The following is a 19097-nucleotide window of genomic DNA, read 5'->3' on the forward strand; positions in this document are numbered from 1 at the left end:
GGGATGCTCAGAGCGGTCAACCGGGTCCTGCTCGGTCTCGCCGGGCTGGCGCTGCTGTGCGCAGGCGGTGCCGTCCTCGCGGCCGGGGCAGGGCTGTCCGTGCCCTCCTGGTGGCCCTACAGCGGGCGGCGCGACGTGCTGCTCAGTGCGGCGGACCGCATGAGGTGGCGGGACGAGGGCTGGTGGTGGCCGGTCGTCATCGCGGTCCTCGCGGTGCTGGTGCTCCTCGCGCTGTGGTGGCTGCTCGCTCAGCTGCGCCGCGCCCGCCTCGCAGAGGTCCTGGTGGACACCGGGGACGGCGAGGGCGCGCTGGTGCGGGGCCGGGCGCTGGAGACCGTGATGGCCGGGGAGGCGGAGTCGCTGGACGGCGTGTCCCACGCCCACGTCATGCTGACGGGTCGTAGTCGCAGTGCTCCGGCCGCGCGGGTCCAGTTGCAGCTGGAGCCGCACGCCGAACCGGCCGGGACGCTGGCCCGGCTGGTGGACGAGGCGGTGGCGCATGCGCGCGAGTCCGCCGGCCTGCAGGAGCTCCCGGTGGAGGTGCGACTGCGCGAGTCGAAGCACCGGGCGGAACGGGTGGCGTGACGCCGGACGGGCCGGACTCGCCGGGCTTCGCCCGTCGGCGTCAAAGGCAAGGCGCCGAGGCCCGGCGCAAACATGGCAGCCGTCAGAAACCGTGGCGTGCGCCGCCGTCGACCGGGAGCATCACGCCCGTCAGGTACGACGCCGCGGGCGACAGGAGGAACGCCGCGACCCTGCCGAACTCCTCCGGCGTACCGTAGCGCCGCAGCGGAATGCGGGACTCGTTCCCCGCGCGCGCCGCCTCCGCGTCGCCCGACAGCGCGTCGAGTTCCCGTACCCGGTCGGTGTCGATGCGCGCCGGCAGCAGGCCGACGACGCGGATGCCGCGTGGGCCCAGCTCGTCGGCCAGTGACTTGGCGAAGCCCGCGAGGCCCGGGCGCAGGCCGTTGGAGATCGTCAGGCCGGGGATCGGTTCATGGACCGAGCCGGACAGGACGAAACCGATCACCCCGCCCTCGGACAGCTCCGCCGCCGCGGTCCGTGCCAGCCTCACCGCGCCCAGGAACACCGACTCGAACGCCGACTGCCACTGCTCGTCGGTGTTGTCCGCGACGAAGCCCGGCGCCGGGCCGCCCACGCTGATGAGGACGCCGTCGACGCGGCCGAAGTGTGCCCGGGCCGCGGCGACCAGACGCTCCGCGCCCGCCGGGTCCGCGTTGTCCGCCGCCAGGCCCACCGTGTTCGGGCCCAGTTCGGCCGCCGCGTCCTTGACCGTCTGCTCGTCCCGCCCCGTGATGACGAGCTTCGCACCGTCGGCCGCCAGCGCCCGCGCGGAGGCGTTGCCCAGGCCCCTGGAGGCGCCGGTGACGATGTAGACGCGGTCTTTGAGTCCAAGATCCATGGCCCTATCCTGCCGCCTCGTGCCGCCCCAGCGCGAGGGCGGTGTTCACCAGCCCGATATGGCTGAATGCCTGAGGGAAGTTGCCGAGCTGGCGGCCGGCCACCAGGTCGTACTCCTCGGAGAGCAGACCCACGTCGTTGCGGAGCGCCAGCAGCCGTTCGAACAGCTCCCTGGCCTCGTCCTCACGGCCCGTCATGCACAGCGCGTCCGTCATCCAGAACGAGCACGCCAGGAACGCGCCCTCGTCGCCCGGCAGCCCGTCGACGGAGACGCCCGCGGTGCTGTAGCGCCGCACCAGCGGGCCGCTGCCCAGCTCGGCCTGCACCGCTTTGACCGTGCCGAGGACCCGGGGATCGTCCGGGGGCAGGAAGCCGACGTGCGGAATCAGGAGCACCGCCGCGTCCAGATCCGTCGAGCCGTACGACTGCGTGAAGGTGTTCCGTACCGGGTCGAAGCCCTTCTCGCACACCTCCCGGTGCACCTCGTCACGCATGGCGCGCCAGCGCGCCGCGTTCCCGCGCAGTGTCGGGTCGGCCTCCAGACTGCGTACGGCACGGTCGGCCGCGACCCACGCCATCACCTTGGAGTGCACGAAGTGGCGGCGCGGTCCGCGTACTTCCCACAGCCCCTGGTCCGGTTCGCGCCACTTCGACTCCAGGAAGCCGAGGAGGCTCAACTGAATGTTCCACGCGTGCCGCTCGGTCTTCAGCCCCATCGTCCTGGCGAGGAACAGGGAGTCGATGACCTCGCCGTAGACGTCGAGCTGGAGCTGGTACGCCGCGTCGTTGCCGACCCGGACCGGTACGGATCCCGCGTAGCCGCCGAGCCAGCCCAGCTCCATCTCGGCCAGCCGGCGTTCGCCCGCGAGTCCGTACATGATCTGCAGGTCGGCCGGGTCGCCGGCCACCGCGCGCAGCAGCCAGTCGCGCCAGGCCGCGGCCTCGTCGAGGTAGCCGGCCGCGAGCAGGGCGCCGAGCGTCAGGGTGGAGTCGCGCAGCCAGCAGAACCGGTAGTCCCAGTTGCGTACGCCGCCGATCTCCTCGGGCAGGGACGTCGTCGGGGCGGCGACGATCCCGCCCGTCGGCGCGTAGGTGAGCGCCTTCAGGGTGATCAGAGAACGCAGGACCGCCTCGCGGTAGGGCCCCTGGTACCGGCAGTGGGACGACCACTGCGCCCAGTCCTCCAGGCAGTGGCGCAGTGACACATAGGGGTCGACCAGCTTGGGGCGCGGCCTGTGCGAGGGGTGCCACGTGAGGACGAAGGCGACCTTCTCGCCCGCCGCGACCTTGAACGACGAGCAGGTACTGAACTGCTGGCCCCAGGTGTGCACCGGCGGCTCGCAGCGCAGCCAGACGGAGTCGGGGCCCGCGACCGCGACCCGGTGGCCGTTCGCACGCCGCATCCAGGGCACGACGCTGCCGTAGTCGAAGCGCAGCCGGAGGGTGGCGGCCATCTCCACGGTGCCGACGACGCCCTCGACGATGCGGATCACATCGGGCGCTTCGTCCCGTTGCGGCATGAAATCAAGGACTTTGACCGTGCCGGTGCGGGTATGCCACAACGTCTCCAGCACCAGCGATTCATCGACATAGCGACGACTCGTGCACCGTCCGGCGCCCTCGGGCGCGATCCGCCAGTGACCGTTCTCCTCATCGCCCACGAGCGCCGCGAAGCAGGCCGCCGAGTCGAAGCGGGGCAGGCACAGCCAGTCGATGGAACCGTCCGCACCGACGAGTGCAGCGGTCTGGAGATCGCCGATGAGGGCGTAGTCCTCGATACGTTGGCTCACGCTCTGGCGTGTTCCCGGCCCGCTTGGCCCCTAAGCAGGCGCGTGGACCGGATCCGGCACGCTGTTGAGCGCCGCCGTCACTCTGTCCCGCTTCTCCCGGCGCACCAGAATCACCCAGCCGACGGGCACCGCGCCGGCGAACAGCCACCACTGGACGGCGTACGCCATGTGCGCGCCGATGGAGTCGTGGTCGGGGTCGGGGATCTGCTCAGGGCCGGCGGCCGGCTTCGGCTCCGTCTGCTCCAGATAGCCGCCGAGCACCGGGCGGTCCAGCAGCTTCGCCTGCTGCTCGCTGTTGATCAGCATCACCTGGCGCGGGGGCAGACCGGCCAGGTCCTTGATCCCGCTGGCGCCGGTCGTCTCATCGGCCTTGAGCCGGCCGGTGACGGTGACCGTGCCGGCGGTGGCCTTCGGGACCTCGGGGAACGCCTTCTGGTCGGCGGCCGCCGGGACCCAGCCGCGGTTGACGAGCACGGCCGTGCCGTCGGTCAGGACCAGGGGGGTCAGTACGTGGAAGCCGACGCGGTCGTCGGCGTTGGTGCGGCGGCGTACGACGACCTCATGGACGGTGTCGAACGAGCCCGTCGCGGTGACCTGCCGCCAGTAGTCGCCGCGCGGGACGGTGTGGCCGGGGGAGGTGAGCTCGCCCACCGGCACCGGCTTCGCGTCGAGGTTCCGGGCGATGAGGGCGTTCTGCGCGACGCGGCGCTCGTGGCGGTGCAGCTGCCAGAAGCCCAGCTCGACCATCGTGGGGATGAGAACGAGGGCGATGAGGGTGAGGATCACCCACTGCCGGGACAACAGGAAGCGGTACACGGCTTCGACCGTACCTGCAGTGCCCCCGGGCCGGGACGGGGGGTCCCGATGGCACCCGTCCCCGGGCCGGTGGCACCACGCGGTCACACCCTGTCGATGATGCCGGCCCTCCCCTCGGCGCGGGCGCAGTGGGCGCCGCAGTACCAGTGGCCCTCGGCCTCGACGCCCTGGCCGATGATCTGCACCCGGCAGTGCTCACAGATGGGCGCCATGCGGTGAATGGCGCAGGAGAAGCAGTCGAAGACGTGCACCGCGCCCTGCGCGTGCACCTCGAAGGACATGCCGTAGTCGTTTCCGCAAACCTCGCAACGTGCCATGCGCCACAGGGTGGGACGCGAGGCGGGCGGGGGCGAGCGGACGGCGGGCGAGTCGCGCCGGGTTCACTCCGATGCGGGTGCCATGCCCGGCAGCATTCCCTGCTCCGCACTTACCGCCCCCGGGAGGATTCCCTGCTCCGGCGAGAGACCCGCACGTCCCGTCTCCGGTGGGCCTTCGCTCTCCGGCGCAGTCACGGGTGGGTCTTCGCTCTCCCGCGCGTTCACCGGCGATCCTTCGCTTGCCGGCGCGCTTGCCCGCACCGGAACGCCTGCCGTCTCCCCGGTCGTGCCCGCGGCCGGGATCACATGCCCCAACAGCTGGGTGAACGCCGCCTCGTCGACGACCGGTGTGCCGTACGACGCGGCCTTGACCGTCTTCGACGTCGTCGCGCGCGGGTCGTTGGTCACCAGCAGACTCGTCAGCCGCGACACACTCGTGGCGACGTGCAGGCCCGCCTCGGTCGCCCGGTCCTCCAGCAACTCCCGCTCAATGGAGGTGTCGCCGGAGAACGCCACCCGCATGCCCTGCATCAGCTGCCCGCCCGGCCGGTACCTGCCCGGGTTGGGAAAGGGGCATGGGGGCCGCTTGCGCGACGGCCGCCAGCTGCTCTGCCCGTACGACGGCTGGTACCCGATGCGCGGGGCGGGCGGGGCGTCGGACCACTCGTTCAGCGGCAGGCACTCAAGCAGCGGCAGCCGTACCCCGTCGCGGGCGGCCGAGTGCAGGCTCGGCCGGAACGCCTCGGCCAGCACCCGGGCGTCGTCCAGCGCGTGGTGGGCCCGCTGCTGCACCACGCCGTAGTGCGCCGCGAGCGTCTCCAGCTTGAAGTTGCGCAGCGGCAGCCCCAGCTCCCTGGCGAGCGCGATGGTGCACAGGCGCTGCCGGGTCGGCGCGGTCCGCCGCGCGCGTGCGTACTCCCGCGCGATCATGCCCCAGTCGAAGCCGGCGTTGTGCGCGACCAGGACGCGGCCCTCCAGTCGCGCGGTGAGCTCGGCCGTGATGTCGCCGAACAGCGGCGCGTCCCGGAGCATCTCGCCCGTCAGACCGTGGATCTCCACCGGGCCGGGGTCGCGCTCGGGATTGACGAGCGTGTACCAGTGGTCCTCGATGTTGCCCCGGCCGTCGAGGCGGAAGACGGCAGCGGACACTATCCGGTCGTGGTTGAACAGTCCGGTGGTCTCCACGTCGACGACCGCGTACCCCTGCGGGTAGGCGGCCGGCCACGTCGTCGCTGCGGTCGTACGGTCGTCGAGCATGGTCACAGAGAATACGGGCCGGGACCGACAGTGGCGGAGCGCCCCGTCCCCCGGCCGTCCGGTACGACGCCGCGACCGGGTGCCCGGCCGTGGTCCGTTCCGGATCGCAGCGGCCAACGGGCCCTGGTCCACAGGCTCTCCACCTGTCGTCCGGCGGGTTGTCCGCGCCCACCGCACGGACCGGTGAGACCCTCCCGGGATGAGTGACGAGACCACGGGCGCAGCGCACGACGAACCGCACGGCGGCGGACTCGGCACGCGCCTCAACTGGCTGCGCGCCGCGGTCCTCGGCGCCAACGACGGGGTCGTGTCCACCGCCGGCCTCGTCGTCGGGGTCGCCGGAGCGACCGACGAGCGCGGCACCCTGCTCACCGCGGGCCTCGCCGGACTGCTCGCCGGCTCCATGTCCATGGCCGCCGGGGAGTACGTGTCCGTGTCCACCCAGCGCGACTCGGAGAAGGCGGCCCTCGCCGTCGAGAAGCGCGAGCTGCGCGAGCAGCCAGAGGAGGAACTGGAGGAGCTCACCCGCCTGTTGACCGAACGCGGCCTGTCCCGGGACGTGGCCCGCAAAGCCGCCGAACAGCTCACCGAGCGGGACGCCCTGCGCGCCCACGCGCGCGTGGAGCTCGGTATCAACCCCGACGAGCTGACCAACCCCTGGCATGCGGCCGGTGCGAGCTTCCTCGCCTTCACGGCGGGCGCGCTGCTGCCCCTGCTCGCGATCGTCCTGCCGCCCTCGTCGGTCCGCCTCTACGTCACCGTTGTGTCGGTGCTGGCGGCCCTGGCGCTCACCGGCTGGTGGAGCGCCCGCCTGGGCGCGGCGGACCCGGTCCCGGCGGTGCTGCGCAACACCGGCGGTGGAGCGCTGGCCATGGCGGTCACGCACGCGGCGGGAACGCTGCTGGGCGCGGCGGGCGTCTGAGCACGCACCACCGGTGCGGCCCGCACCGCCCGGCTTTGCGGGCCGCCCCTGGCGGGCATCGTTCGTCTGCGGGCCGCCCCTGGCGGGGACCGCCCTTCCGCAGTCCGTCTCCTGGTGGGGCCCGTTCTTCAAGCGGTCGGTGTCCTGGCGGGGCCCGTTCCTCCGCCGTCCGTCTCCTCCGCGGGGGAGCGCCCTGCCGCGTCCGCCCGTACTTCCGACCGCTCGCCGACGGGGCTGCCGTGGTCCGCCCGCCGATGGGACTACGCCCTGCCGACCGCTCGCCGACGGGGCTGCCGTCCCAAGGCGGCGACGGCGTGCCCGGCGGCACCAGGCGACGGCCGAGGCCTCACGCCGTGCGCGTCAGCCGCGCCACTCCGGCGCGTCCGTGCCCCAAAGACCCGCCGGAAAGGCCCAGTTGGCCGGGCCGCCGTCGAACGAGACCGGGGGCAGGGCATGGCGCAGGCGGCCCATGGGGCTGTCCGCCTCGGTGAGCCATCGCTCGGCGTCGTACTCCCCGGCGGCTGTGTCCGGCGTCTTGTGCAGGTCGTTGACCAGCCAGGCGGCCGTGCGGGCGAGGGCGAGCTCCACCAGCCTGGCGCCGCCCGTCCCGTACTGTTCGGTCAGCGCGCGCAGGACACCGGCGGCGAGCAGGTAGCCGGTGCCGTGGTCCAGGGCCTGTGCCGGCAGCACGCCCGGCCGCTCCCCGTCGCCCTCGATCTCCGCGATGCCGGACGCGGCCTGCACCAGACTGTCGAAACCGCGTCGCGCCGCCCACGGCCCGTGCCGGCCCCACGCCGAGAGCCGGGCCACCACCAGGCCCGGGCGCCGCTCCACCAACTCCTCCGGTGCGAGACCGAACCGGTCCAGGGCGCCCGGCCGGTAGCCGGTCACCACCACGTCGGCGGAGGCGAGCAGTTCCTCGAACGCGGCGCGGTCCGCGGCGGCCGCCAGATCGAGCCGGGTGGACCGCTTGCCCATACCGGTGTCGTTGTGGGCCTCCTGACTCTCCGGCAGACCTGGGGCGTCGATCCGCAGGACGTCCGCGCCGAGGAGGGCGAGCGTGCGGGTGGCGACCGGGCCGGCCAGCACCCTGGTCAGGTCGAGCACCCGCAGCCCCGCGCAGGGCAGCGCCGCCGAACCGCCGGCCGCCCTCGGTGCGGGGCCGTTCCCGATGCGCTCCATGACCAGCAGCGGTTGCGCGGCCGCGGCGGCGCCCTGAGGATGCCCGGCCCACTCCTTCGGGTCGCGCGCGGCGACGGCCAGGCCGCCGGCGGCGTACACGCTCTCCTCGACCTCCAGCGCCCGCCGCTCGCGCACGGCGGCCGCGACGGCGTCCACGCCCGCGTCGCCGGGCAGACCGAGTGCGGCGAGCAACCGGGGCCGGTGGTGCGGGTAGTTGGCGTGCGTCCGCACCCAGCCGTCGGCGGCGGGCCAGAAGCGCGACAGTGGCGCGAACGTCGTCGGTGCCACCCCGTCCACCCGCACCAGCCGGTCGCTCAGGAACGCCGTCGTCACCGCCCCGTCGTCCACGCGCACCGCGGGGATGCCGCCGCCGGTGCGGCGGGCGGCGAGCTCCGCGGCGGCCAGCGAGCACACCGCCACGGTGGAACGCGCCAGCTCCATGACCGGCAGGCGGGCGGGCAGCGCGCCCCGGCCCTCGTACGTCACGCGGTCTACCAGGGCGGGATCGCCGCCCAGGGCGGCCCAGGCGTCGGCCGTACCGCTCGAAGATGTCTGACCCATACAGCCACTATGGCACCGAGTGCCATGCGAAGGGGCCCGGTACGGACATCCGTCGGACATCCGCACCGGGCCCCGGAAAAGCGGTGGATCAGAGGTGATTACCGGCGAACGGCGTCGAGAGCGTCCGCGACACCCTCACCGTAGAAGCCGTTCTCGTCCTCGTCGCCCTCGCAGACCGCGTCGACCGTCCCGTTGTTGTCGATGTCGTACGGGTTGGTGCACGCGGTGTCGTCGGCCTGCACGGAGAGCAGGGCCTTCACCATCGCCGGCGACGCGTACGGGTGCGTCGACTTGATCAGCGCGGCGACACCCGCGACGTGCGGTGACGCCATCGACGTGCCGGCCTTGTAGCCGAAGCCACCGCCCGGCAGGGTCGACAGGATCCGGCCGTCGACGGCCGGCGCGTTGGGCGCCTGGAAGCGGGTGGCGTCGCCGCCGGGGGCGGAGATGTCGATGACGCCGTTGCCATAGTTGGAGTACGAGGACTTCAGGTTCTTCGCGCCCAACGCGGAAACCGTGACGACGCCCGGGATCTGCGTCGGGATGTCCAGGCACTCGCTCGGGTTGATCTTCCGCTCGACCGGCGTGGTGTCGTTCGGGCTCGTGGTGTCGGTGAGCTCGTCGGAGGCGAGGTCCATCCGCGAGTTGCCTGCGGCGGCCACGTGCACCGCGCCCTTGCTCTCCGCGTACCGGATGGCGCGCCTGTGCGACTCGATCAGAGCCTGCTGGTCGGCATCATTCTTGCAGTTGAACAGCCACGGGTCGGTGTAGTAGCTGTTGTTGGTCACATCGACGCCGTGCTCGGCGGCCCACACGAAGCCGCAGACGACGGCCTCCGTGTAGAAGAAGCCGTCCGGCTGCGAGACCTTGATGCCGGAGACCTTCACACCCGGCGCGACACCCGTGATGCCGGTGCCGTTCTTCGCCGCCGCGATGGTTCCCGCGACGTGGGTGCCGTGGTCGCTCTCCGTCGGGCCCGGACGCCAGGCGCCGTCCGCCGTGTCGGGCACACCGCCGACACAGCTGACGGAGGCTTCCCGGTCGAAGTTCGGCGCGAGGTCCGGGTGCGTGTCGTCGACACCCGTGTCGATGACGGCGACCGTCACCTTCTTGCTGCCGAGCGTCTTCTCGTGCGCCTTGTCCGCCTTGATGGCGGGCAGGTCCCACTGAAGAGGCTCGAGGGCGTCCTGGCCCGCCGTCGCCTGGCCCGCCGCCGCCTCGGCCTCCTCGGCGGTCAGCGGACGCTCCGACTCGATGGCCGTGTCCGTCACGGGCGCCAGCGGGGCGGTGCGCGTGGCACCGGCCGACTGGACACCGCGGACCTGACGGATCGTCTCCGCGAACGCAGGATTCTGCGAGTGGACGACGATGACGCCTATCTGGTCGTACGAATGGACGACCGTCCCGCCGGCCTTGGCTATCGCCTTCTTGACGGCCTTCGCGGTGCCGTGACCGCCGTTCACATTGACCACGTACGACAGCTTCGGGCCGTCGGTCGAGACCGCTGCCGGGACGTCGTCGGTGATTGCTGCCGACGCCGTACCCGTCGGCAGGAATCCGAGTGAGGCCGTGAGCGCCAGACCGACGGGCAGCGCGAGTGCGCGCCGACGTCTGGATCCCAGATGAGCCATGGGTTCTCCACATCATCCGTGACAAACCGCCCAAACACCCCTTGCGAATGGGCGGGTTCATGCCGGGCGAAGCTATCGCTGATCAAGGCGGCTCTTCAATGGATTCGTGCAGATGTACGGCAACAAGTAGGACAAGGAGTGCGGAGGAAAAGCCCGGAGGTGAACCGGTTCGGTGTGTGCTCCGTGCCGTTGTCAGGGAGTGGAGCAACATCAAACCGCCCCCACAGGCACCATCCCCATGACCACCACCGCACCCGCGTCGCGAGGAGTCTCCGTGGCCACCGATGCACCGCCGCCCCCGGGCGGTACGGGCACCAGCCCCGCCCAGCCCACGACAGAGTCGTTCGTTCAGGTGCAGGAGAGTACGGAATTCGGCGAACTGCGCCGCACCTACCGCTCCTTCGCCTTCCCCCTGACCGTCGCGTTCATCGCCTGGTACCTGCTCTACGTCCTGCTCTCCAACTACGCGGGCGGCTTCATGGGCACGAAGGTCTTCGGCAACATCAACGTCGCCCTGGTCTTCGGCCTCGCACAGTTCGCGACCACGTTCCTCATCGCCTGGTTCTACTCGCGGCACGCCGCGGTGAAGCTCGACCCGAAGGCGGAAGCCATCAAGTCCCGTATGGAGGCCGACGTATGAGCCCCACGCTCCAGCTCGCCGCGTCGAGCGCGACCACCGAGCACCGGCCGCTCATCATCACCCTGTTCGCGGCCTTCGTCGTCGCCACCCTTTTCATCACCGTATGGGCGGGACGGCAGACGAAGGACGCCTCCGACTTCTACGCGGGCGGCCGCCAGTTCACCGGCTTCCAGAACGGCCTCGCCATTTCCGGCGACTACATGTCGGCCGCATCGTTCCTCGGGATCGCCGGCGCCATCGCCCTGTTCGGCTACGACGGCTTCCTCTACTCGATCGGCTTCCTGGTCGCCTGGCTCGTCGCCCTGCTTCTCGTCGCCGAGCCGCTGCGCAACTCCGGCCGCTACACGATGGGTGACGTCCTCGCCTACCGCATGCGCCAGCGCCCCGTGCGCACCGCGGCCGGCACCTCCACCATCGTCGTCTCGATCTTCTACCTGCTGGCCCAGATGGCGGGCGCCGGCGTCCTCGTCTCCCTGCTGCTCGGCATCACCAGCGACGGCGGGAAGGTCGCCATCGTGGCCCTCGTCGGCCTGCTGATGATCGTGTACGTCACCATCGGCGGCATGAAGGGCACCACCTGGGTGCAGATGGTCAAGGCCGTCCTGCTCATCGCGGGCACCGTGCTCATCACCTTCCTGGTGCTGCTGAAGTTCAACTTCAACATCTCCGAGCTGCTCGGCCAGGCCGCCGAGAAGAGCGGCAAGGGCGCCGCGTTCCTGGAGCCCGGCCTCAAGTACGGCGCCACCGGGACGTCCAAGCTGGACTTCATCTCCCTCGGCATCGCGCTCGTCCTCGGCACCGCTGGCCTGCCGCACATCCTGATCCGCTTCTACACCGTGCCCACCGCCAAGGCCGCCCGTAAGTCCGTCAACTGGGCCATCGGCATCATCGGCGCCTTCTACCTCATGACCATCGCGCTCGGCTTCGGCGCGGCGGCGCTCGTCGGGCCGACGGAGATCACCGCTTCCAACAAGGCGGGCAACACGGCGGCCCCCCTGCTGGCCCTGCACATCGGCGGCGTCGACTCCGCGGGCGGCGCGATCCTCCTGGCCGTGATCTCCGCCGTCGCCTTCGCCACCATCCTGGCCGTGGTCGCGGGCCTCACCCTCGCCTCCTCGTCGTCCTTCGCGCACGACATCTACGCCAATGTCATCCGCAAGGGACGGGCCACCGAGAAGGAGGAGGTCCGGGCGGCCCGCTGGGCGACCGTCGCCATCGGCATCGTGTCCATCGCGCTCGGGGCCCTCGCCCGCGACCTGAACGTCGCCGGCCTGGTCGCCCTCGCCTTCGCGGTCGCCGCGTCCGCGAACCTGCCGACGATCCTCTACAGCCTGTTCTGGAAGAAATTCACCACCCAGGGCGCCCTGTGGTCCATCTACGGCGGTCTGGCGTCGTCGGTCGTCCTGGTGCTCTTCTCGCCGGTCGTCTCCGGCAAGGCCACCTCGATGTTCCCCGACGCCGACTTCGCCTGGTTCCCGCTGGAGAACCCCGGCCTGATCTCGATCCCCGTCGGTTTCCTGCTCGGCTGGATCGGCTCCCTGCTGTCGAAGGAGGAGCCCGACAAGGGCAAGTACGCGGAGCTGGAGGTCAAGTCCCTCACCGGTGTCGGGGCCCACTGAGTGAGCCGACCGACACCCGGCCGTAGCGGCCGCGTCGTAGGGTCCTACGACGCGGCCGTGCCGCGCCTCGTGCCAAATGGGCCACTAGTACTGTCGGTGGCCTGACGTAGGCTCGGAAGAGTCACATCCGCTGAACCGGGGAGGGGGCCCACAGTGCTCATCGACACCTATGGCCGAGTGGCTACTGACCTGCGGGTTTCCCTGACTGACCGCTGCAATCTGCGGTGTACGTACTGCATGCCCGAAGAGGGCATGCAATGGCTGAAGAAGCCCGATCTGCTCACCGACGACGAAATCATCCGCCTGATCCGCATCGCCGTCACCGACCTCGGCATCACCGAGGTCCGCTTCACCGGCGGGGAGCCCCTGCTGCGCCCCGGCCTCGTCGGCATCGTCGAGCGTGTCGCCGCCCTCGAGCCGCGCCCCAAGATGTCCCTGACGACGAACGGCATAGGGCTGGGGCGCACGGCCGCCGCTCTCAAGGACGCCGGCCTCGACCGGGTCAACGTCTCCCTGGACACCCTGCGCCCCGACGTCTTCAAGACGCTCACCCGCCGCGACCGCCACCACGACGTGCTCGACGGCCTGAAGGCCGCCCGCGCCGCCGGCCTCACCCCCGTCAAGGTCAACGCGGTCCTCATGCCGGGGCTGAACGACGACGAGGCCCCCGACCTGCTCGCCTGGGCCGTCGCCCACGACTACGAGCTGCGGTTCATCGAGCAGATGCCCCTGGACGCCCAGCACGGCTGGAAGCGTGACGGAATGATCACCGCGGGTGACATCCTGGTCTCCCTGCGCACCCGCTTCACACTCACCGCCGAGGGCGACGCCGCGCGCGGCTCCGCCCCCGCGGAGCGGTGGGTCGTCGACGGCGGACCGCGTCGCGTCGGCGTCATCGCCTCCGTCACCCGCCCCTTCTGCCGGGCCTGCGACCGCACCCGCCTCACCGCCGACGGCCAGGTGCGCACCTGCCTCTTCGCGACGGAGGAGACCGACCTGCGGGCGGCGCTGCGCTCGGACGCGCCGGACGAGGAGGTCGCCCGTATATGGCGGCTGGCCATGTGGGGGAAGAAAGCCGGATCAGGACTCGACGACCCGTCCTTCCTTCAGCCCGAGCGCCCCATGTCAGCGATCGGCGGCTGATCCGTCCCCGGGCCGCCGCAGCTCCCACTCCTCCAGGGTCATGACGTCCTTGAGGAACCCGCGTACGCCGAGGAACTGTGACAGGTGCTCCCGGTGCTCCTCGCAGGCCAGCCAGGTCTTGCGGCGCTCGGGAGTGTGCAGCTTCGGGTTGTTCCAGGCGAGGACCCACACGGCGTCGGTGCGGCAGCCCTTGGCGGAACAGATCGGGGTTTCGTCACTCACCTGGTCATTGTCGCAACATGGCGACGCCGAGCAGCCACGGGGGGAGCTGCCCGGCGTCGGTCCGTCGCTCCGACGGGGGATGCGGAGCGCGTACGCAGTATGTCATGGGCAACGGGCCCGAGTGCACAGGAACTTCATGATTGATCTGAGGTTTTCCTGAGGTTCGCGCAGCCCGTCGCAGACGGTCGTCATCAGCCCTGTTCGGACACGGAGCGCTCCTCCGTGAAAGATCCGTCGGCCGTCGGGGAGTCGTCGGAACCCGCCTCGATCATGGGCCGCGACGGCGTGGGGACGAACGTCGCAGGAGGCGTCGGCGCGCTCTCGCGGCCGGCGTTGGCGATGACCACGGAGATGTACGGCAGGAGAATGCCGAGCACCAGCGCGACGACGGCCACGTGACGTTCCACGTTCCACAGGACCGCGGCGAGGATCACCGCCACCGTGCGCACGGACATCGAGATCACATAGCGGCGCTGCCGGCCGCGGACATCGTCAGCGAGCCCCTGCCGGGCCCCGGTGATCCGGAAGACTTCGGTCCCGCCGTGCCTGTGCATCTCCACCACCCGATTCCCCGCCCCGGACGTTCCCGGACATCCCCGCCCCGGCCACATCCACCGTACGCCGCCCCTGCGCCGTCCACGAGAGCGGGTCGACGCTGTGCGGGCCCTGAGTGCGCCGGGACACGTATGGGTGGCTCCGACATGCGCCGTACGGCCCAGGGGCCGAGACTGACAGGCGTAACTCCTCACGCGGAGCCGAACAAGGAGGCAGCCATGGGCTGGTTGTGGGCGATCATCGTGGGATTCGTGCTCGGTCTGATCGCGAAAGCCGTCATTCCGGGAAAGCAGCACAGTCCCCTGTGGCTGACCACCATCTTCGGCATCATCGGGGCCGTCATCGGCAACGCGGTGGCGCGGGGCTTCGGCATCGCGGAGACCAGCGGCATCGACTGGGGCAGGCACGTACTCCAGCTCGCGGCGGCCATCGTCATCGTGTTCCTCGGTGACATGGCGTACACGTCGGTGCGCGGCGGGAAGAAGCGGCGCGCGTAGAGCGACGACGGACGGCGGACGACATACGGCGGCGGCGGCGGCGGCCGGGCGGGCCGCCATGCCCCCCCGGCCGCCGCCGTCGTCCGTTCTGCCCGGTCAGCCGGCCGTCACCTCGACCGCCGCCAGGTTCTTCTTGCCGCGGCGCAGCACCAGCCAGCGCCCGTGGAGCAGGTCGTCCCGCGTCGCCACGGCGTCCTCGGCGGTCACCTTCACGTTGTTCACGTACGCGCCGCCCTCCTTCACCGTGCGCCGGGCGGCAGACTTGCTGGCCACCAGGCCGACCTCGGCGAACAGGTCGACGACCTGCGCGAGCTCGCTGACCCGGGCATGCGGCAGCTCGGAGAGCGCCGCATGCAGCGTCGGCTCGTCGAGCTCGGCCAGCTCGCCCTGCCCGAACAGTGCCTTGGAGGCGTTGATCACGGCTGCGCACTGGTCGGCGCCGTGCACCAGGGTGGTCAGCTCCTCGGCCAGCGCGCGCTGCGCGGCACGGCCCTGAGGACGCTCGGCGGTCTGCTTCTCCAGCTCCTCCAGCTCATCGCGGCTCTTGAAACTGAGGATGCGCAGGTACCGGTTGATGTCCCGGTCGTCCGTGTTCAGCCAGTACTGGTAGAACGCGTACGGCGTGGTCATCTCGGGGTCGAGCCAGAGCGTGCCGGTCTCGGACTTGCCGAACTTGGTGCCGTCCGCCTTGGTCATCAGCGGGGTGGCCAGGGCGTGGACCTCGGCGTCCGGCTCCAGGCGGTGGATCAGGTCCAGCCCCGCGGTGAGGTTGCCCCACTGGTCGCTGCCGCCCTGCTGCAGGGTGCAGCCGTAGCGCCGGTACAGCTCCAGGAAGTCCATCCCCTGCAGCAGCTGGTAGCTGAACTCCGTGTAACTGATGCCCTGTTCGGACTCCAGACGCCGGGCGACGGAGTCCTTGGTGAGCATCTTGTTGACGCGGAAGTGCTTGCCGATGTCCCGCAGGAACTCGATCGCGGACATGCCCGCGGTCCAGTCCAGGTTGTTCACCATGATCGCGGCGTTGTCGCCCTCGAAGGAGAGGTACGGCTCGATCTGCGAGCGCAGCCGGGCCACCCACTGCGCGATCGTCTCCGGATCGTTCAGCGTGCGCTCGGCGGTCGGCCGCGGGTCGCCGATCTGGCCCGTGGCCCCGCCCACCAGCGCCAGCGGCCGGTGCCCGGCCTGCTGGAGCCGGCGCACGGTCAGCACCTGCACCAGGTGCCCGACGTGCAGGCTCGGCGCCGTCGGGTCGAAGCCGCAATAGAACGTGACGGGACCGTCCGCGAGCGCCTTGCGCAAAGCGTCCTCGTCGGTGGACTGGGCGATCAGCCCGCGCCACTTCAGCTCGTCGACGATGTCCGTCACGGTTCTTCCGTCTCCTCGTACGTCAATGGATCGGTGGGAGCCAGTCTAGGCCGGTCACACGCCCCGGCTGACCGAGCTCATGTTGAAGTCGGGCACCCGCAGCGCGGGCATGGCGGCGCGGGTGAACCAGTCACCCCACTCGCGCGGCAGCGTCTTCTCGGTCCGGCTCGCCTCCGTCGCCCGGCCGAGCAGGTCGACCGGCGACTCGTTGAAGCGGAAGTTGGTCACCTCGCCGACGACCTCGCCGTTCTCCACCAGGTACACGCCGTCCCTGGTCAGCCCGGTCAGCAGCAGTGTGGCGGGGTCGACCTCGCGGATGTACCAGAGGCAGGTCAGCAGCAGCCCCCGCTCGGTGGCCGAGACCATCTCCGCCAAGGAGCGCTCGCCGCCCGCGTCCAGGATCAGGTTGTCCGTACCCGGTGCGACCGGCAGCCCCGTCAGACCGGCGCTGTGCCGGGTCGTGACCAGGTGCTCCAGCTTTCCGTCACGCACCCAGTCCGTGGGCGCCAGCGGCAGACCGTTGTCGAACACCGAGGCGTCGTCGCCGGAGGAGTGCGCGATCACGAACGGGGCCGACTCGAGGCCGGGCTCGTGCGGATCGCTGCGCAGCGTCAGCGGCAGCGAGGACAGCGCCTCGCCGATACGGGTGCCGCCGCCGGGCTTGGAGAAGACCGTACGGCCCTCCGCCGCGTCCCGGGCCGCCGACGACCACATCTGGTAGATCAGCAGATCGGCCACGGCGGTCGGCGGCAGCAGCGTCTCGTACCGGCCGGCCGGCAGTTCGATGCGGCGCTCCGCCCAGCCGAGCCGCTCCGCAAGACCGGCGTCGAGCGCGGCCGGGTCCACGTCCTTGAAGTCCCGCGTGGAGCGGCCCGCCCAGGCCGAGCGCGTCCGGTCGGGCGACTTGGCGTTGAGTTCGAGCGTGCCGGTCGGCTGGTCGTGGCGCAGCCGCAGCCCCGTCGACGTACCGAGGTACGTCGAGGTCAGCTCGTGATTGGCGAAGCCGTACAGCTCACGGCCGCCGGCTCGGGCCCGGGCGAAGGCCTCGCCGAGCGCGGGCGCGAAGTCGGCGAACACGGCCGACGACGTCTCGGCGGGCCCGTCGGCGAAGTCGGGGGACGCCTCGGTCCCGGTGACCAGGGGCTGCGCGTCCTCGGCCGGTCCCGCGGACCGGGCGGCGGCCTCGGCGGCGCGCACCAGCGGCTCCAGGTCGGCGGCGGTCACGGCGGACTGCGAGACCACGCCCGACGCGGTGCCCTCGGACCCGTCCACCGTGGCGATCACGGTGAGGGTGCGGCCGCGGGTCACGCCGTTGGTGGTCAGCGCATTGCCGGCCCAGCGCAGATTGGCCGAGGAGTGCTCGTCGGCGATGACGACGCAGCCGTCCGCCGTGGACAGCTCGAGCGCCCGCTCGACGATCTCGTGCGGCTTGCTCACGCGGCTCATCGGCCCGCCTCCTGCGTCGTGTTGAGGATGTTGACTCCGCGGAAGAGGGCGGAGGGGCAGCCGTGGGAGACCGCCGCGACCTGGCCCGGCTGGGCCTTGCCACAGTTGAAGGCGCCGCCCAGCACATATGTCTGCGGGCCGCCCACCTGCTCCATCGAGCCCCAGAACTCCGTCGTCGTCGCCTGGTACGCGACGTCCCTCAGCTGACCTGCCAGCCGGCCGTTCTCGATGCGGAAGAACCGCTGTCCGGTGAACTGGAAGTTGTAGCGCTGCATGTCGATCGACCACGACCGGTCGCCGACCACATAGATGCCGTGCTCCACCCCGCCGATCAGGTCCTCCGTGGACAGACCGCCCGGGTCCGGCCGCAGCGACACGTTCGCCATCCGCTGCACCGGCACATGGCCGGGGGAGTCGGCGTAGGCGCAGCCGTTGGAGCGGCCGAGGCCCGTCAGCTTCGCGATCCGCCGGTCCAGCTGGTAGCCCACCAGCGTGCCGTCCTTGACCAGGTCCCAGCTCTGCGCCTCGACGCCCTCGTCGTCGTACCCGATCGTCGCCAGCCCGTGCTCGGCGGTCCGGTCGCCGGTCACGTTCATCACCGACGATCCGTACACCAGCTTCCCCAGCTGGTCGAAGGTCGCGAACGACGTCCCCGCGTACGCGGCCTCGTAGCCGAGCGCACGGTCCAGTTCCGTGGCGTGGCCGATCGACTCGTGGATCGTCAGCCACAGGTTCGAGGGGTCGACCACCAGGTCGTAGCGCCCGGCCTCGACGCCCGGCGCGCGCATCTTCTCCGCGAGCAGCTCCGGGATCTGCTCCAGCTCCGCGTCCCAGTCCCAGCCGGTGCCGGTCAGGTACTCCCAGCCGCGCCCCGCCGGGGGCGCGATGGTGCGCATGGACTCGAACTCGCCGGACGTCTCGTCGACGGCGACCGCCGTGAGCTGCGGGTGCAGCCGTACGCGCTGCTGCGTGGTGACCGTCCCCGCGGTGTCCGCGTAGAACTTGTTCTCGTGGACGGTCAGCAGCGAGGCGTCCACGTGCGCCACGCCGGAGGCCCGCAGCAGCCGGGAGCTCCAGTCGGCGAGCAGCGCGGTCTTGTCCTCGTCGGGCACCTCGAAGGGGTTGATCCCGTACGAGGAGATCCAGGTCTTCTCGGCGTGCACGGGCTCGTCCGCCAGCTCCACCCTCCCCCAAGGACTTCGTCCAGGGGGTGCCCCCACGTCCGAGCCCGCCGCCGCGATCACCTTCGCGGACAGCTTCGCCATGGCCACCGCCTGACCGGCCACCCTGGCCGCGGCGTCCATGGTCATGTCGACCCCGGAGGCGAACCCCCAGGCGCCGCCGTGCACCACCCGCACCGCGTATCCGAGGTCCGTGGAGTCGGACGAGCCGGCGGGCTTGGCGTCACGCAACCGCCACGAGGCGCTGCGTACGCGCTCCAGGCGGAAGTCGGCATGCTCGGCGCCGAGCGCACGCGCCCGGGCGAGTGCCGCGTCGGCGAGCGCCCGCAGCGGCAGCGCCGTGAAGGCTTCGTCGAGGGAATGAGGCACGGATGTCTCCTGTCGTCGAGACGGGTCGCCCCGATCATGTCGCGGCGGACGGGGCCGTCGCCAGCGGGTTCCCGGGGTCGGTGGCCACGGGCTTTCTGTAGGGACCCGACAGTGGTGGACACGAGGCGCTGTCAGGGCCCGATTCTCCGTACGCAGTGCCGT

At 71.3% G+C, this 19097-nt stretch carries 17 protein-coding genes and 1 pseudogene; 6 read left to right on the forward strand and 12 right to left on the reverse strand.

Going from position 1 to position 19097, the window contains the following annotated elements; translation table 11 throughout:
- The first annotated feature begins 3 nt into the window (after positions 1-3).
- Positions 4-585 carry an alkaline shock response membrane anchor protein AmaP gene (amaP, locus tag ACH5AF_RS32930; RefSeq protein ID WP_398906884.1) on the forward strand — a complete coding sequence of 194 codons (582 nt, stop codon included), beginning with the start codon at positions 4-6 and terminating at the stop codon, positions 583-585.
- An 82-nt stretch (positions 586-667) separates the two neighbouring features.
- On the opposite strand, the gene ACH5AF_RS32935 is transcribed toward amaP, so the two are convergent.
- From ACH5AF_RS32935 to ACH5AF_RS32955, 5 genes and pseudogenes are all read right to left on the reverse strand, one after another.
- Positions 668-1423, reverse strand: a complete 756-nt coding sequence (locus tag ACH5AF_RS32935; RefSeq protein ID WP_398906886.1) for an SDR family oxidoreductase — start codon at positions 1421-1423, stop codon at positions 668-670.
- 4 nt (positions 1424-1427) lie between these two features.
- Positions 1428-3212 carry a glycoside hydrolase family 15 protein gene (locus ACH5AF_RS32940; RefSeq protein ID WP_398906887.1) on the reverse strand — a complete coding sequence of 595 codons (1785 nt, stop codon included), beginning with the start codon at positions 3210-3212 and terminating at the stop codon, positions 1428-1430.
- A 30-nt stretch (positions 3213-3242) separates the two neighbouring features.
- Entirely contained in the window at positions 3243-4028 is a 786-nt protein-coding gene (locus ACH5AF_RS32945) for an SURF1 family protein (protein WP_398906889.1), read from the reverse strand.
- A gap of 83 nt (positions 4029-4111) precedes the next feature.
- The gene (locus ACH5AF_RS32950) at positions 4112-4345 is read right to left on the reverse strand and encodes a hypothetical protein (RefSeq protein WP_215181405.1); all 234 of its coding nucleotides are present in this window, start codon (positions 4343-4345) and stop codon (positions 4112-4114) included.
- A 234-nt stretch (positions 4346-4579) separates the two neighbouring features.
- A pseudogene (locus ACH5AF_RS32955) lies at positions 4580-5608 on the reverse strand (DEDDh family exonuclease); the annotation flags it as partial.
- A gap of 193 nt (positions 5609-5801) precedes the next feature.
- Here ACH5AF_RS32955 and ACH5AF_RS32960 point away from each other — a divergent pair.
- A complete protein-coding gene (locus tag ACH5AF_RS32960; protein ID WP_398906890.1) occupies positions 5802-6524 on the forward strand; it encodes a VIT family protein in 723 nt (240 codons plus the stop codon).
- A 360-nt stretch (positions 6525-6884) separates the two neighbouring features.
- On the opposite strand, the gene ACH5AF_RS32965 is transcribed toward ACH5AF_RS32960, so the two are convergent.
- Entirely contained in the window at positions 6885-8267 is a 1383-nt protein-coding gene (locus tag ACH5AF_RS32965) for a CoA transferase (RefSeq protein WP_398906892.1), read from the reverse strand.
- A 98-nt stretch (positions 8268-8365) separates the two neighbouring features.
- Complete coding sequence (locus tag ACH5AF_RS32970) at positions 8366-9898, reverse strand: S8 family peptidase (protein WP_398906893.1); 1533 nt, start codon at positions 9896-9898, stop codon at positions 8366-8368.
- A 274-nt stretch (positions 9899-10172) separates the two neighbouring features.
- Here ACH5AF_RS32970 and ACH5AF_RS32975 point away from each other — a divergent pair, with 274 nt between their 5' ends.
- From ACH5AF_RS32975 to moaA, 3 genes are all read left to right on the forward strand, one after another.
- Positions 10173-10538: a DUF485 domain-containing protein gene (locus tag ACH5AF_RS32975; RefSeq protein WP_398906894.1), complete on the forward strand. Its 366-nt coding sequence runs from the start codon at positions 10173-10175 to the stop codon at positions 10536-10538.
- Complete coding sequence (locus ACH5AF_RS32980) at positions 10535-12157, forward strand: cation acetate symporter (RefSeq protein ID WP_398906896.1); 1623 nt, start codon at positions 10535-10537, stop codon at positions 12155-12157. Before ACH5AF_RS32975 ends, ACH5AF_RS32980 begins: the two co-directional genes overlap by 4 nt.
- Before the next feature lie 153 nt (positions 12158-12310).
- On the forward strand, positions 12311-13300 hold the full coding sequence (gene moaA / locus ACH5AF_RS32985) for a GTP 3',8-cyclase MoaA (protein ID WP_398906898.1): 990 nt from the start codon (positions 12311-12313) through the stop codon (positions 13298-13300).
- Here the strand turns inward: moaA and ACH5AF_RS32990 are convergent.
- Entirely contained in the window at positions 13283-13522 is a 240-nt protein-coding gene (locus tag ACH5AF_RS32990; protein ID WP_398906900.1) for a hypothetical protein, read from the reverse strand. The two genes, moaA and ACH5AF_RS32990, sit on opposite strands and share 18 nt — an antisense overlap.
- Before the next feature lie 191 nt (positions 13523-13713).
- A complete protein-coding gene (locus ACH5AF_RS32995) occupies positions 13714-14076 on the reverse strand; it encodes a DUF3099 domain-containing protein (RefSeq protein WP_398906983.1) in 363 nt (120 codons plus the stop codon).
- A gap of 219 nt (positions 14077-14295) precedes the next feature.
- Here ACH5AF_RS32995 and ACH5AF_RS33000 point away from each other — a divergent pair, with 219 nt between their 5' ends.
- A complete protein-coding gene (locus tag ACH5AF_RS33000; protein WP_398906901.1) occupies positions 14296-14574 on the forward strand; it encodes a GlsB/YeaQ/YmgE family stress response membrane protein in 279 nt (92 codons plus the stop codon).
- Between the two features lie 96 nt (positions 14575-14670).
- On the opposite strand, the gene tyrS is transcribed toward ACH5AF_RS33000, so the two are convergent.
- The 3 genes from tyrS to ACH5AF_RS33015 are packed head-to-tail and all read right to left on the reverse strand — an operon-like array spanning position 14671 to position 18935.
- The gene (tyrS, locus tag ACH5AF_RS33005) at positions 14671-15939 is read right to left on the reverse strand and encodes a tyrosine--tRNA ligase (RefSeq protein ID WP_398906903.1); all 1269 of its coding nucleotides are present in this window, start codon (positions 15937-15939) and stop codon (positions 14671-14673) included.
- Between the two features lie 54 nt (positions 15940-15993).
- Complete coding sequence (locus tag ACH5AF_RS33010) at positions 15994-17385, reverse strand: metallopeptidase TldD-related protein (protein ID WP_398906904.1); 1392 nt, start codon at positions 17383-17385, stop codon at positions 15994-15996.
- Positions 17382-18935, reverse strand: a complete 1554-nt coding sequence (locus ACH5AF_RS33015; protein ID WP_398906906.1) for a TldD/PmbA family protein — start codon at positions 18933-18935, stop codon at positions 17382-17384. The genes ACH5AF_RS33010 and ACH5AF_RS33015 overlap by 4 nt, the downstream gene beginning before the upstream one ends.
- Positions 18936-19097: the final 162 nt, after the last annotated feature.

The sequence above is a fragment of the Streptomyces sp. NPDC018833 genome (genome assembly GCF_044390825.1).
In the GTDB taxonomy this organism is placed as follows: domain Bacteria; phylum Actinomycetota; class Actinomycetes; order Streptomycetales; family Streptomycetaceae; genus Streptomyces.